A 13619-nucleotide genomic window follows, 5' to 3' on the forward strand; every position below is an offset into this window, starting at 1 on the left:
TATCGCGGAAGGCGATGTTCACCAGAGCCTGAGCCTTGATGCAGAAAGTGTGCGACAGGACCTGCAAAAAGCCGATCCGCTCCTGAAGCGCGAACGGGCTTTGTTGTTTCTGACGAGGCTGCGGAACAGCTATCGACTTTAGCGTGCCACAGTTGCCTCACCGACGGGTGCCGTCTTTGCGGTAACGCGCAATGGTGCATGTGCTGTCGCCATAAATTCGGTAGCGTTGTCGGTTCGCGGTTTGGTGGCGAGGCTGACTGCGACGAAGAGGAGCGCAGAGACCGGAAGGCCGAGAATACCTGCGTTCAGCCCGAACAGGGAATTGCCGGTCAGATACATCGCGATCACGAACAGGCCCCCGCCGACGATGGACGCGAGCGCGCCGGCGGCGGTGCCGCGCTTCCAGAAGAAGGCACCGACGATCACCGGCACAATCACGACGAGGCCGGTCGACGCTGCAACTGCGAGGACGGCGATGAGGCTGAACTCCATCGCTGCAAAGCCGAGGGCAATGAGCGAAATCACCGGAATGACGATCTTGCCGATCGCGAGCTGTCGTCTGTCGTCGCTACCGGTCTTCACGTTGGCGTAGACGTCCCGCGCCAGCATGGAGGAGAGGGTGAGGAGGATCGAATCGATCGTCGAGACGGCGGCCGCCAGGATGCCCACCATGACCGCGACACCGAGAAGCGGCGGCACGAAGTCGGAGGACAGGAGGGTCGAGGTGGCGAGATCGGCCTTTTCGAGATCCGGGAACGCGACATAGGCAGAGAAGCCCCACAACACCGAAACCAGCGTATAGACGAGGCCGAAAGCGAGGAAGATCATCAGCATCCGCCGCAGCGCGCCGAGCGAGGCCGGCATGTAGAGACGCTGCGAGACCTGCGGATTGGAGATCGCGAAGAAGAACCACGGGATCGTCAGTCCGAGGAACGTGGTGAAGGAGAACAGGCCCGGGCCCGGCACCGTCAGCATGGCCGGATCACGCTCGGCGACCGCATCGAACAGAGCTGTAAAGCCGCCGAGTTCCGCGACGACGAGGACGACGACCGCTACGGAGGCGACAATCATCAAGAGGGCCTGAAGGCTGTCTGTCCACATGACCGAGCGGATGCCGGCGATGTAGGAGAACGCGATTGCGAGAAGCGTTGCGACGACGATGCCGACACCGAACGAGATCGTGCCGCCGCTGATGCCGGAAAGTAGGTATCCCACGCCTGCCAGCTGGACCGCCGAATACGGAATAAGGAAGATGCAGCCAGCGACCGCGGCGGCCATTGCAACCCAACGGCTTCCATAGCGTGCGCCCAGCATCTCGGATGGCGTCACGAAGCCATAGGCTTTTCCGACGGCCCAGAAGCGCGGACCGAAGATTGCCACCAGCGAGACGCCTGCGAAATAGACGATTTCGAAACCGAGCGCGCCGACACCGCCCTTATAGGTAAGCCCGGCGAGGCCCACCATCATGAAAGCCGAATAGGTCGTCGCTGAGTACGAAAGGGCCGAGACGATGCCGCCCATGGCCCTGCCGCCAATGAAGTAGTCCGACATGGAGTTGGACTCGCTGGAGCGGGACATGTAGGCCACGGCGACGGAGGCGACGATATAGATCGCAACCCCTGCGAGAATGAGGGTCGTGGTCATCAGTCGTTGTCTCCGAAGCGAGCGGTCGCCATGGCGTTGAGTGCGATTACGACAAGCCCGGCAAGCGACCAGAAAAGAAAGGCACCAGTCCAGTCGGCAACGTCTCCGAGCATGCCGTAGGGCACGACGTAACAGGCGGCGATCAAGAGCAGCATCAGTCCGAAACTGAGTTTCCGTAGCATTGCGTTACCTCATCAGTTGAGCGGACCTGCCGTCCGCTGACGAAAAGTTGGAATGTCAGTCGGAGAAGACGGACTTAAGCCAGCTCAGAACATCGCCGCTATCTGTAACATCCACGTATTTCTGGCCAATGTCGTAGAGGTTGGCTTCGTGTGGTGCCGTCGCTCCGTCGGCGCAGTAATCGAACGGAACGAGTACGTTGAAGACGGCCATGTAGCTCTTGACGCGTTCGGCATCGAGACCGCTCGCCCGTTTCGACAATAACTCAGTGATGGGACAGGCAGTCGAGCCGAGCCTTATCTGCTTGGTCGCTTCGGGGCGAGGCAGGTCTATGTCGACCCGCTGGCTGCCAGCATCAACGCCTCCAGGTCGACCGAAGAAAATGGGTCAGGCCGCAATTTGCCTGATCAGGAAATCCGGCGCGCTAAATCCTTCTGTAGAGCGCAAATGCGATCTGCTCATCTGAATACCGGTTCTTCGGCTTCTCTTGGCATTCCCCTCAAGGAAATTTTGTGCCCGAAAGTTCGCATTGAAATAGAACCAGTGTCCTGGGGGCGGGAGCCTCACAGCCAAGCAGAGCGTTTCACATGCCGGCGCTTAGAGGGGGCTGTCGATCAGTCCCGGCGGCATGGTGCTGGCTGATGCGGATGGCTTGATCTTCCTTCCCCAGGAATTTGCAGAGCAGATCATCGAGGACGCGGACGACCTTGCACAGTTCGAAGCGAAGATCGGCTCGGAACTGCCGTTTGGGAGCAGTCGTGCAGACGTGTTTGGAAACAATCCGTGTTTCGCCCATATCAGGCCACGCTGGACAACTGAGGCCTGACCCATGAGCCTGATCAACTATCTTGCACCGATCCGCTTCGAGCCGGGCGCGATCAAGCATTTGCCCGAGATTCTGAGCGAACTCCAAATTTCGCGGCCTCTGATCATCAGCGACAAGGGGGTGAGCGATGCCGGTATCACGAGCCGCATCGTCGAACTGTGCCCGGCCGACGTGACCGTCTTCGTGGACGTTCCGTCCAATCCCACGGAAGAAGCCGTCCTCGCCGCGCTCGAAATCTGCCGGTCTAAGGAATGCGACGGGATTGTCGCGATCGGCGGCGGTTCGCCGATCGATCTCGCCAAGGGTGTCGCGTTGCTCGCGACCCATGCGGGAGATCTCGAACACTATGCCGCGATCTATGGCGGCATCGGCCGGATCACGCCGAAGGTCTTGCCACTGATCGCGATCCCGACGACGGCCGGCACGGGCTCGGAGGTGGGCCGCGCGGCGCTGATCACCCTGAGGGACGGACGCAAGCTCGGCTTTATCAGCGGTCATCTCATCCCGAAGACGGCGATCTGCGATCCCGAGCTGACGCTCGGCCTGCCGCCGGCGCTGACCGCCGCAACCGGCCTCGATGCGCTGTCCCATTGCGTCGAAACGCTGTTCTCGCCGCGCTTCAATCCGCCCGCCGAGGCAATCGCCCTCGACGGCGCGGGCCGGATCTGGCGCAATCTCGAGAAGGTGGTCGCCGATGGCAGCGATCTCGACGCCCGCTCGGAAATGATGATGGGGGCGCTCGAAGGCGGGCTGACCTTCCAGAAGGGGCTCGGCGCGATCCACGCGCTCAGCCACGCCCTCGGCGGACTGAAATCCCCCTCGCTCCATCATGGCACGCTGAATGCGATCCTCCTGCCGCCGGTCGTCCGGGTAAACGCCCCCCATGTCGGCGGCAAGCTCTCGCGGCTGAAGCAGGCAATGGGGCTTTCGGAGAATGCGGATCTCGAACGAGAACTCGCTGACCTCAACACTCGGCTCGGCATCGCCAAGGGGTTGCGGACGCTGGGCGTTTCGGAAGAGAATCTACCCTGGGTCGTCGAACGGGCGCTCGCAGACCACTCCCACGCCACCAATCCGGTCGATCTCAGCGCCGAGGAATATCGCGCGCTTCTCGACGAGGTGATGGTTTGATGGCCGATCAGCCCGCGAACGCGTTTCTCTGCATCGGTCTGATAGGCAACTGCTTGAGGCCCTAGCTGATCAAGGCCAGCTCTGCCGTAACGGCTTGCGGAGTGACCATTACGTCAATCTCCCGACTGCGAATGTCGTCCGGCACTCCTCCCGTGCTATCGGTCCGTTCTTCCGCCTGTTCGACGAAAGCCTACGGCTAGGACGTCGAAATGACTCGACGCCCTAAGGATGCCTGAAACGATCTTGGCCTTCGCTCACGCGAGAAAACCGCGGGCGGCGAGGTTTCGCATGAGATGGGACGTCCCGAAGCGCCAGGGCGGGCATTCGGTGGAAAGGCGCACCGTGTTGCGGAGGGTGCCGAGGGAGGGTGTGCTGATCGTCACCACGTCGCCGCGCTTGTGCGTGAAGCCCGAGCCCGGCTTGTCGCGATCCTCGATGGGCGCGAAGAGCGTGCCGAGGAAGAGGACGAAGCCGTCGGGATATTGGTGATGACCGCCGATCGTCTGGGCGACGATGTCTTCGGGATCGCGGCTGATCTCGCTCATCGAGCTTGAACCGTTCAGCGTGAAGCCGTCTTCCGCGCCTTCGACCTTGAGGGTCAGCTCTTCGCGTCTCACATCGTCAATCCCATAGCTTTCGTCGAAGAGGCGGAAGAAGGGGCCGATCGCGGACGAGGCGTTGTTGTCCTTGGCCTTGCCGAGGAGGAGGGCCGAGCGGCCTTCGACGTCGCGCAGGTTCACGTCGTTGCCGATGGTCGCACCCTTGATGCGGCCCTTGCTGTCGACGGCGAGCACGATTTCCGGCTCGGGATTGTTCCAGGCGGACATCGGGTGGAGCCCGACCGAAGCGCCCCAGCCGACCGAGGACATTGGCTGGCTCTTGGTGAAGACCTCCGCATCCGGGCCGATGCCGACCTCGAGATATTGCGACCAGATGCCTTCCTCTATGAGGACGGATTTCACCTTCGCTGCCTCCGGCGATCCGGGCTTCAGCTGGCGCAGGCTGTCGCCGATGATGCCGGTGATGCGCTGGCGGATGTCGTTCTGCAGCGACTGGTCGCCGGCGGCGGCCTCCTCGATCACGCGCTCGACCATTGAGCGGACGAAGGTGACGCCGGCGGCTTTCACCGCCTGAAGATCGCACGGGGCGAGGAGATGGAGCGTGGTCTCGCCATCGGAGGGCTCGATCGACTGGGCTGCGATCGTTTCGAGGTCGCCGAGGTCCTCACCCTCCGCACCGGCCACCACCGCCGCCGGATCGTCCTCCTCAAGGAGATCGCGCATGGTGGGTCCGGCATTGCCGGTGACGTCGATAAGCCGGCCCTCACGCACGGTGACGATCGCGGGCCCGCCCCGATCCGGCCGCCAGACGCGGCCGACCAGCGTTCCGGGTCCGGTTTCGGGCAGAAGCGTGTTCATTGGCATGTCCATGTTCTTGCGCGGCCCGCGTCCGGTCCGGTTCCCCGATCGATCGTCGGTGGGCCGTTGGATCGGCAGGCTTTGAGTCGGAGGTGTTTATGCCCCTGTTTGGACCTGCGCTTCAATGCCCGGACGCGAGGCATGAAGCTCAAGCCCGGCGGAATGCTTGGAGATAAGGGCACGCCCTTCGCTAGCGCGTCGCCCTCTCGCTTTAGGCGACTTTCGCCCGGCAGGCGCACGGGGCGCTCCGCATCGCTCAACGGATTTTACGGCATTGTGCGCTGAGAGCGTGCATCTGATGGGCGATGGAATCGGTGCCCAGAATGTGTCCGCATCGAACACCTGAACGAAGACCGACGTTCCCCAGCCGGTGGTTTTGTCGGCGCGGCCGCTGGTGAGCGCCTCCACCATCAGCGCGAGGCCGTAGCCCTTGTGGCCGCTTTCGTTACGCGTCCTCAGGCCGCCGAATTTCGTATGATCCTCACATCACGGCCCCGATCTGCCAAGGTACGAATTCGTAATTGCCGTAGCCGAGACATTCCGATTTCGTACGCTCTCCCGAAGCGACGCGAAGGATGGTCTCGAAGATCTCGCGGCCCTTATCCTCCAGCGTCTTGCCCTGAAGGATCTCGCCGCAGTCGATATCCATGTCCTCATCCATGTGGCGGTATAGCTCGCTATTGGTGGCGAGCTTCAGCGAGGGGGCGGGCTTGGCGCCGAAGGCCGATCCACGCCCGGTCGTAAAAGCGACCACATTCGCTCCGCCGGCGATCTGCCCCGTTGCCGAGACGGGATCGAAGCCGGGCGTATCCATGAAGACGAAGCCACGTGTCGTCACCGGCTCGGCATATTCGTAGACGGCGCTCAGATTGGCATTGCCACCCTTGGCCACCGCGCCGAGGGATTTCTCGAGAATGGTGGTAAGGCCACCCAGCTTGTTGCCGGGAGAGGGGTTGTTGTTCATCTCGCCGCCGGCTCGCGCCACATAGGCCTCCCACCAGCGAATGCGCTCGACGAGCTTTTCGCCGACCTCGCGCGACACCGCGCGTGCCGTCAGAAGATGTTCGGCCCCATAAATCTCCGGGGTTTCGGAGAGTATCGACGTTCCGCCATGGCGCACCAGAAGGTCGGACGCGACGCCGAGGGCCGGATTGGCGGTGAGGCCGGAATAGCCGTCCGATCCACCGCACTGCATGGCGAGGATCAGTTCGCTCGCGGGCCGCGTTTCGCGCCGGGCTGCGCCGACGATCGGCACCATCTCGCGCAGCTGATCGAGGATTGCCTCGACCGTCTTGCGCGTGCCGCCGATGCCCTGGATCATCATCGAGCGGAAGGTGTCCGATTCGCCGAGTCCGTGCTCCTTCTTCATCCGCGCGATCTGGAAGACCTCACAGCCAAGACCGACCATCAGGACGCTGCCGAAGTTGGGATGGGCCAGATAGCCGCGCAGTGTGCGTCCCAGCACCTCGAAGCCTTCGCCACTATCGGCCATGCCGCAACCGGTGCCGTGGGTGATGGCGACGAAGCCGTCTATTTCCGGATAATCGTCTGCAAGGCCGAGCCGCGCCGCCTCTTCCGCCGCAATCCGTGCGACGGAAGCCGAGCAGTTCACCGAGGTGACGATGCCGATATAGTTGCGTGTACCCGTGCGCCCGCCGGGCCGGCGATACCCCTCGAACGTCGCCAGTTCGGCATCAGGCAGCGGATCGATCGGTTTCACGGCCTCGGTGAAGCGGTAATCCCGGCCGAAATCCTTCATGACGACGTTATGCTCGTGGGCGAAGTGCCCGGCCTCGATCGGTGCTGCGGCAAAGCCGATGATCTGGCCGTATTTGCGAACCGGCTCGCCCTCCGGCACAGATGTCAGCGTGAACTTGTGGCCGCGCGGTACGCGATCCCTGATGGTCACGCCCATCTCGATATCGCCCGGCGCGAGCTTATCGAGCGCGACGGCGACATTGTCCTCGTCGTGAAGCTGAATCGCGCGGGTTGGGTTGAATGCCGTATCCATGAAATTCCCTGCCGGATGCCGCGTCTGACGGGGCATCTCGGTCGTCTTCGAATGATAAAAGATCATGCTAGCATGATAACTCGGATCGAGAGTCGGTGCATTGATGCCTCGCCATCCTTCAGTGCAATGCCGGGCCGGCTATTTTGATCGGCTCCACATGTGTTCGGCGATCGAGCCCTGTTACTCACCGAGCGAATTTGCTGAGACCGCCGTCGTCTCGGTAGGGGCGTGGCGTTTCTTTCGGCAGCGGCACGGCCACACCGATCGCGGGTGACCCCATCGCCTCGGCTCAGGCCCTTGAGCATTGCCTGCGGTTCCGTCGATACCGACGCGCACGTGATGCTCATCGGCAAGGGGATGATATGTTCAGCCTCACTCGATACCCCCTTTGTCAGGCCTCCATCATCCAATTTCGCGTTGCTCACAGAGCAAATCCAGTGCGCTGTCCACATTGCCGGCTCAGTGAAAGTTTCTCCCCTTCGGCCATGGGCCGTTGGCGACCTTCCCCTCTTCTATGTCTGTTTGGCTTCGGCGTGTTTCCGGAGCCTCGCGCAGCAGCTGGCGTAGTCTCGTGGCGGGTTTGATCCTGCGGCGGATATCCTCGACCGGGCGGCGAACCTCGTCGGCGCGGGCGAGGCTTTCGATCGGCCGGTCGCTGTCGTAGAGGACCGCCAGCAGCGGCGTCAGATCCTCTATATGGCTTGCCACGACATGGATGACGTCGTCGACATTCTGCACGCGTCCGGTGACGCCGATACAGCGGGCACCGAGCACCAGACTGCGGTATCTTTCAAAAGTCTTGGGCCAGACGACGATGTTGGCGATGCCGGTCTCGTCTTCCAGCGTCTCGAAGATCACACCCTTGGCCGAACCGGGCCGCTGGCGCACCAGAACGAGACCCGCGATCTTCGCGATGCCTCCGCTTTTCATCGCGCCGAGCCCGATATTGTCGCCGTAACCGCGCTGGCGGAGTTTATCGCGAATAAACCCCAGCGGATGGGCCTTCAGCGAAAAGGCGAGAGACTGATAGTCGATCATCACATGCTCGCCGAGCATCATCGGCGGCAGATGCGTCTCGGGCTCCTTCTGCAATTCGTGTTGATCTGCCGTGGCGAACAGGGGTAGCCGCTCGGAACTCGACAGGGGGTCGAGCGCCTTCACCGCCCAGAGCGCATCACGCCGGTCGAGCCCGATCGAGCGAAAGCAGTCGGCCTCGGCGAGCTTCTCGATGGCACGCCGTGACAGGCCGGAACGCAGCCAGAGATCGCGCACGCTGTCATAGCCCCGCCCGCGCTTTTCGACGAGCGCTCTGGCGTCCTCCTCCCCGAAGCCTTTCACCAGACGCAGACCGAGGCGAACCGCATGTGTGTTCCTCATCTCCTCTTGCATTCCCTGGAATCGCGGTGAGACGGGTTTGATCTCGGCATCCGGTTCCAGCAGGCAGTCCCATTCCGAGAAATTCACGTCGACGGCACGCATGTCGACACCATGCTCGCGCGCGTCGCGGATCAGTTGTGCGGGCGCGTAAAATCCCATCGGCTGGGAATTGAGGAGCGCCGCGCAGAACACGTCCGGATAATGGCATTTCAGCCAGCATGAGACGTAGACGAGCAGGGCGAAACTCGCCGCGTGGCTTTCCGGAAAACCATATTCGCCGAACCCTTCGATCTGGCGAAAGCAATGGTCGGCGAAATCGCGGTCATAGCCATTGGCGACCATGCCCTCGACCATCTTGGTGTGGAACGAGCCTATCGTGCCGACACGGCGAAAGGTCGCCATGGCGCGGCGCAGCTTGTCGGCCTCGCCCGGCGAGAAGTTCGCGGCCACGATGGCGATCGACATCGCCTGCTCCTGAAACAGCGGGACACCGAGCGTCTTCTTCAAAACCTTCTCCAGTTCTTTGCTCGGATAGGTCACGTCTTCCTTCTTCTGGCGCCTTCGCAAATAGGGATGCACCATATTGCCCTGGATCGGACCGGGTCGGACGATAGCCACTTCAATGACGAGGTCGTAATAGCAGCGCGGACGAAGGCGGGGCAGCATCGACATCTGCGCGCGGCTCTCGATCTGGAAGACACCCACCGTATCGGCCTTGCAGATCATGTCGTAGGTGGCGGTATCCCCGTCGGGGAGAGAGGAAAGTGTCTCCTGGCAACCGTAATGCCGCTTCAGAAAATCGAACGCCTTGCGGATGCAGGTGAGCATGCCAAGCGCCAGAACATCGATCTTCAGCATGTTCAGGCTTTCCAGATCGTCCTTGTCCCACGCGACGATGGTGCGGTCCTCCATGGCCGCGTTCTCGATCGGGATCAGCGAGGACAGGCGGTCGCGCGTGATGACGAAGCCGCCGACATGCTGCGACAGATGGCGTGGAAAGCCGATGATCTGCCGGGCGAGATCGAGCATCTGCTTTAAATGCTTGTCGGCTGGATCGAGCCCTGCGCGGCGGGCGTCCTCGTCATGGATTTCGCGCGACCAGTTCCCCCATTTGACGCCGGCGATTGCGGCGATGGTGTCTTCGCTGAGGCCGAAGACCTTGCCGACTTCGCGGATGGCAGAGCGGGCGCGGTAGGTGATCACGGTCGCCGCGAGCCCGGCATTCTCACGCCCGTATTTGGCGTAAATGTACTGGATCACCTCCTCGCGGCGCTCGTGCTCGAAATCGACATCGATATCGGGCGGTTCGCCGCGCTCCTCGGAAATGAAGCGCTCGAACAGGAGATTGACCTTGGATGGGTCCACTTCGGTGATGCCGAGGCAGTAGCAGATCACGGAATTGGCCGCCGACCCGCGTCCCTGGCACAGGATGTTCTGGGAGCGGGCGAAGCGCACGATGTCATAGACGGTCAGGAAGTAAGGGGCGTAATCGAGCTTCTTGATCAGCGCGGTTTCGTGGGCGACGGCATCCAGTACCTTAGGCGGTGCGCCGTCCGGAAACCGGCGCTTCAAGCCGATCTCCGTCAGCCTTTCCAGGGCGCTCTGCGCATGCAACGCCTCGCCGCCGAGTTCCTCGAACACCGGGGCGTCGGGATACTGGTAGGCCAGCTCGTCCAGCGAGAAAACCAGCTTGCTGACAAGGCGCAGCGTTTCGCGGATCGCTTCCTCATAGCCCTTGAAAGCCACGACGGTTTCCGCAGGCGAGCGAAGCCGCCGCTCGGCATTGATTTCGAGTCGGGTTCCTATGCTTTTCAGCGTCTCGCCCTCGCGGATGCAGGTGAGCACATCCTGAAGCGGGCGGCGGGCCGGATTATGGTAAAGCGCATCACCGAGAGCCAGAAGCGGAACGCCATGCCGCGCGGCGATCTCGGCGGTCCGCGCCATGTCTCGCTGGTCATGCGGGCCATAGGCGCGGACGAGGCCGCAATAAAGCGTCTTTCCAAAGCGTGGCGCGAGGGCCGCAAGGCAGGTCTCCAACGCATCGGCGGCACCTGTCAGAGGATGCACGGCCATGAAAAGCCCGTCGCCATAGGTCAGAAGGTCGTCGAGGCCGATATGGCATTCGCCCTTCGGCGCGCGGCGTTTGCCCAGACTGAGAAGTTCGCAGAGCTGGCCCCAGCCCCTCCGGTCCACCGGCCAGACGAATATGTCTGGCGTTGCGTCCTGAAAGACCAGCCGGCAACCGGGCACGAATTGAAGGCCCGCTTCCTTCGCGGCCATGTGCCCGCGCACCAGCCCGGCGACGGAATTGCGGTCGGTCAGGCCGAGCGCGGGAAGTCCGAGCACCTTTGCTTCCGCCACCATTTCCTCGGCATGGGAGGCGCCGCGCAGGAAGGAGAAATTGCTGGCCGCCGCGAGTTCTGCATAGCCATCGCGTCCCGCTGTTTGCGAGCCCGCTTCAGGAAACATCCCCGTCATGCGAACAAGCCTTGCACGTACCAGACGGGCCGCCCGGTCTCGCGCTCGTAAAGCCCCTGCCGGAACAGCCAGAAGCGATGGCCACCAGCCGTCTCCAGTCGGAAATAGTCGCGTGTCGGCGCGGCGCGGCCATCCACCCACCATTCGCAGGCGATCCGTTCCGGTCCCTCGGCGCGTGTGACCTCGTAGAGCACCTTGCGCCAGCGGAACTTCAAGGGTGGACCTTCGGGGAGTTCGGCCACCACCTCGGCGCCCTCGGGGCGTTCGAAAAGGACGATCGGTCGGATAGCCGGATCGGTCACGACCGCATCACTCGCTTGAGACAGATTCCGGCGCAACGCCGGCTCCAACCCGTAGCGCCGCTCGGGAATATGCGTATCCGCCGACACGAAGACCTCCACCCGGTCCGGTCCGAGACGCGCCGAGAGCTTGTCGATCAACGGATTGAGCGCTTCGGCGGGAGGGGCGTCCGCCACCATGTCGTCCTGAGTGGCATCGAAGGGATCGGTTCTCGAGACCGACAGACGGATGACGTCGAAGCCGAAACCGGCGTCCCACTCGTCGTGCAGGGCGGCGATGCGCTCGTCGAACAGACGCGCCATCGCCGCGGGATCACGCATCGGCGCCGATGTCTCGACGGAAAGGCCGGAGACATGGCCGTCGCAGCGAAACAGCGCGAGTTCGGCCCGGCGCATGCCCATACCTCCTCGCTCCAGGGGCTCGACCAGGCGGACGCAGAGCGAGCGTATCACCCCCTTGATCGCCTCGTCCTGGACGATGGGATCGAAGAAGCGCCTTTCGGCGATCAGGTTGACCGGCGGCGACAGGGGCGAAAGAGCCTCTCCGACATCGCCCAATGCCTGATCGAGCCGTTGAAACACGGATGTGCCGAACCGGGCGGTCAGTGCCGCACGTGGAATGGAGAAGAGGCAGCCGATGGTCTTGAGGCCGAGGCGGGCGAGTTCGCGCACCTGCGCCGCATCCAGTCTCAGGGCCGAGAGCGGTAGAGCTTCGAGCCTCTCCCGGTGGCGGCCCGGCGGTGCGATCGCGTGATCATGATGGCGCGTCAGCGCCCAGGCGGCGCCGGCGGTGTCGGCGAGCGCGATGGAGGCGCAAAAGCCCTGTGCGTTGAGACGAACCGCCAGATCCTTTGTCAGATCTTCCTCGCCGCCGAAGAGATGGGCACAACCGCTGATATCGAGGAACAGCGTGTGGTCCTGTCCGAACGCCACGAACGGCGTGTAGCGCTCGCACCAGTGCGCGAGGTGGCGCAGCAGTTGCCGATCGGCCTCGTCGTCCTGCGGCACGCAATCGAGGTCCGGCCGGATCGCGCGCGCATCGCTCAGCGATTGGCCTGCCTGAATGCCGGCAAGATCGGCGAGGGGTTCGACCGCGACCACGCGCAGCGCCCGCATATGCTGACCGGTGATCACGATCGGAGGACCATCAGGACGCCCGGTCAAGCGCCACGATGCGCCCCAGCGCATCCGCGCGATCCGTTCGACCCGCAGATGCGGCAGACGGCAGGCGAGGATGCGTTGACGCGACACCGTATTCGACATGCTCCAGGCTCCTCGTTTGCGGGTTCCAGGCTACCTTCCACCGGCCGGTTTCGCCGTTGCGGTTGCGTTCCAGTTGAAGCGTGAGACTCATCGGGCCGAGGCTGCGGGCGAAATGGTCGTGCGGGGCCGAGATGGCCGGTTCCACACACCAGCGCGTCGCCGCGCTCGATGCCTCCTCCACCCCTTCCTGCCTTAGAAGGAACAGCGGCACCCCGCTCTCCTTCGCGCGCATCGTCAGCTTGCGGCTGACCGAGAGATCGAGCGCCTTCGGATTGCCCCGGACATGCAGGATCACGGCGCCGAGCCCCGCGGTTCTGACGGCCTCGCCCGCCGCCCAAAGGGTGTCGCGCAAGTGGATCGGGCGCACATGAACGAGGCGTCCGGCGGCGACGCCGAAGCTCTTCATCCCGTCAGGGAAAACCCGGCCGCCATCGATCAGCGCCGAGGTGTCACGCAGCCACAGAATCGGCGCCGACGGTCGTTCGCGGCTCAAAAGTGCGAATGCCAGTCCGTAGAGACAGGCAACGTCCCGTGAGGCCTTGCAGCGCAATTCATGCAGGCCGTTCCGAACCAGACCGCCACCGAGACAGGCGTCGATTTCGGAAACGCCAAACCCTATGCGCCCGTCTCCGGCCGCAGTCATCGAGGGATGGCTACGCGCCGTTTCAATGGCGGCAATCGAGCGCTGTAACGCAGCTTTCGTGGCGGCGAGGTCGGTCATGGCAAAGGCGCATTTGTTCACTTTATGTTCTAGATAAGACTCAAGCCGGAGAAAGAGTCAATTCGGCTCGTGGAGTCTGAAAGCGACCGCTTGAAAGGGCCAAACGACGCAGCGATTGAACCGCTTGGGAGGCCTGAGAAGCGTGAGCAAGCCGGTCATCAGCAATCCTGGGGCTTCTATGGCGCGCCAATAAATGCGGAGAGCAATTTCGTATGGATCGGCCAATGCCGCAGGCTCGCGAAGGACTTCGGGAAGGCAAAAACGAGTGTCG

At 62.9% G+C, this 13619-nt stretch carries 10 protein-coding genes; 2 read left to right on the forward strand and 8 right to left on the reverse strand.

Annotated elements, in window-relative coordinates; genetic code table 11:
* Positions 1-138 precede the first annotated feature (138 nt).
* The 3 genes from ABRA89_RS01010 to ABRA89_RS01020 are packed head-to-tail and all read right to left on the reverse strand — an operon-like array spanning position 139 to position 2085.
* On the reverse strand, positions 139-1644 hold the full coding sequence (locus ABRA89_RS01010) for a sodium:solute symporter family protein (RefSeq protein ID WP_349939584.1): 1506 nt from the start codon (positions 1642-1644) through the stop codon (positions 139-141).
* A complete protein-coding gene (locus ABRA89_RS01015) occupies positions 1644-1826 on the reverse strand; it encodes a hypothetical protein (RefSeq protein ID WP_349939585.1) in 183 nt (60 codons plus the stop codon). The genes ABRA89_RS01010 and ABRA89_RS01015 overlap by 1 nt, the downstream gene beginning before the upstream one ends.
* A 55-nt stretch (positions 1827-1881) precedes the next feature.
* Positions 1882-2085, reverse strand: coding sequence for a cysteine hydrolase family protein (locus ABRA89_RS01020; RefSeq protein ID WP_349939586.1), 204 nt, complete (start codon positions 2083-2085; stop codon positions 1882-1884).
* 367 nt (positions 2086-2452) lie between these two features.
* Between ABRA89_RS01020 and ABRA89_RS01025 the strand changes: the two genes are divergently transcribed.
* Both ABRA89_RS01025 and ABRA89_RS01030 read left to right on the forward strand, forming a co-directional pair.
* The gene (locus ABRA89_RS01025; protein ID WP_349939587.1) at positions 2453-2650 is read left to right on the forward strand and encodes an RraA family protein; all 198 of its coding nucleotides are present in this window, start codon (positions 2453-2455) and stop codon (positions 2648-2650) included.
* 3 nt (positions 2651-2653) lie between these two features.
* Positions 2654-3781 carry an iron-containing alcohol dehydrogenase gene (locus ABRA89_RS01030; protein WP_349939588.1) on the forward strand — a complete coding sequence of 376 codons (1128 nt, stop codon included), beginning with the start codon at positions 2654-2656 and terminating at the stop codon, positions 3779-3781.
* Between the two features lie 254 nt (positions 3782-4035).
* Here ABRA89_RS01030 and ABRA89_RS01035 read toward each other — a convergent pair whose 3' ends face one another.
* The 5 genes from ABRA89_RS01035 to ABRA89_RS01055 all read right to left on the reverse strand — a co-directional run bounded on the left by ABRA89_RS01035 (position 4036) and on the right by ABRA89_RS01055 (position 13348).
* A complete protein-coding gene (locus ABRA89_RS01035; protein ID WP_349939589.1) occupies positions 4036-5205 on the reverse strand; it encodes a fumarylacetoacetate hydrolase family protein in 1170 nt (389 codons plus the stop codon).
* A gap of 475 nt (positions 5206-5680) precedes the next feature.
* Entirely contained in the window at positions 5681-7210 is a 1530-nt protein-coding gene (locus tag ABRA89_RS01040; protein ID WP_349939590.1) for a UxaA family hydrolase, read from the reverse strand.
* A 459-nt stretch (positions 7211-7669) separates the two neighbouring features.
* On the reverse strand, positions 7670-11065 hold the full coding sequence (locus ABRA89_RS01045; RefSeq protein WP_349939591.1) for an error-prone DNA polymerase: 3396 nt from the start codon (positions 11063-11065) through the stop codon (positions 7670-7672).
* Positions 11062-12627, reverse strand: coding sequence for a Y-family DNA polymerase (locus ABRA89_RS01050; RefSeq protein ID WP_349939592.1), 1566 nt, complete (start codon positions 12625-12627; stop codon positions 11062-11064). Before ABRA89_RS01050 ends, ABRA89_RS01045 begins: the two co-directional genes overlap by 4 nt.
* Positions 12512-13348 carry an ImuA family protein gene (locus ABRA89_RS01055; RefSeq protein ID WP_349939593.1) on the reverse strand — a complete coding sequence of 279 codons (837 nt, stop codon included), beginning with the start codon at positions 13346-13348 and terminating at the stop codon, positions 12512-12514. The genes ABRA89_RS01050 and ABRA89_RS01055 overlap by 116 nt, the downstream gene beginning before the upstream one ends.
* Positions 13349-13619: the final 271 nt, after the last annotated feature.

The organism is Fulvimarina thalattae, from assembly GCF_040239565.1.
In the GTDB taxonomy this organism is placed as follows: Bacteria; Pseudomonadota; Alphaproteobacteria; order Rhizobiales; family Rhizobiaceae; genus Fulvimarina.

Bases quoted from the DNA above. Each gene is read 5' to 3' on its own strand.
- ABRA89_RS01010 (WP_349939584.1), bottom strand. From the start codon at position 1,644: ATGACCACGACCCTCATTCTCGCAGGGGTTGCGATCTATATCGTCGCC.
- ABRA89_RS01015 (WP_349939585.1), bottom strand. From the start codon at position 1,826: ATGCTACGGAAACTCAGTTTCGGACTGATGCTGCTCTTGATCGCCGCC.
- ABRA89_RS01025 (WP_349939587.1), top strand. From the start codon at position 2,453: ATGGTGCTGGCTGATGCGGATGGCTTGATCTTCCTTCCCCAGGAATTT.
- ABRA89_RS01030 (WP_349939588.1), top strand. From the start codon at position 2,654: ATGAGCCTGATCAACTATCTTGCACCGATCCGCTTCGAGCCGGGCGCG.
- ABRA89_RS01035 (WP_349939589.1), bottom strand. From the start codon at position 5,205: ATGCCAATGAACACGCTTCTGCCCGAAACCGGACCCGGAACGCTGGTC.
- ABRA89_RS01040 (WP_349939590.1), bottom strand. From the start codon at position 7,210: ATGGATACGGCATTCAACCCAACCCGCGCGATTCAGCTTCACGACGAG.
- ABRA89_RS01045 (WP_349939591.1), bottom strand. From the start codon at position 11,065: ATGACGGGGATGTTTCCTGAAGCGGGCTCGCAAACAGCGGGACGCGAT.
- ABRA89_RS01050 (WP_349939592.1), bottom strand. From the start codon at position 12,627: ATGTCGAATACGGTGTCGCGTCAACGCATCCTCGCCTGCCGTCTGCCG.
- ABRA89_RS01055 (WP_349939593.1), bottom strand. From the start codon at position 13,348: ATGACCGACCTCGCCGCCACGAAAGCTGCGTTACAGCGCTCGATTGCC.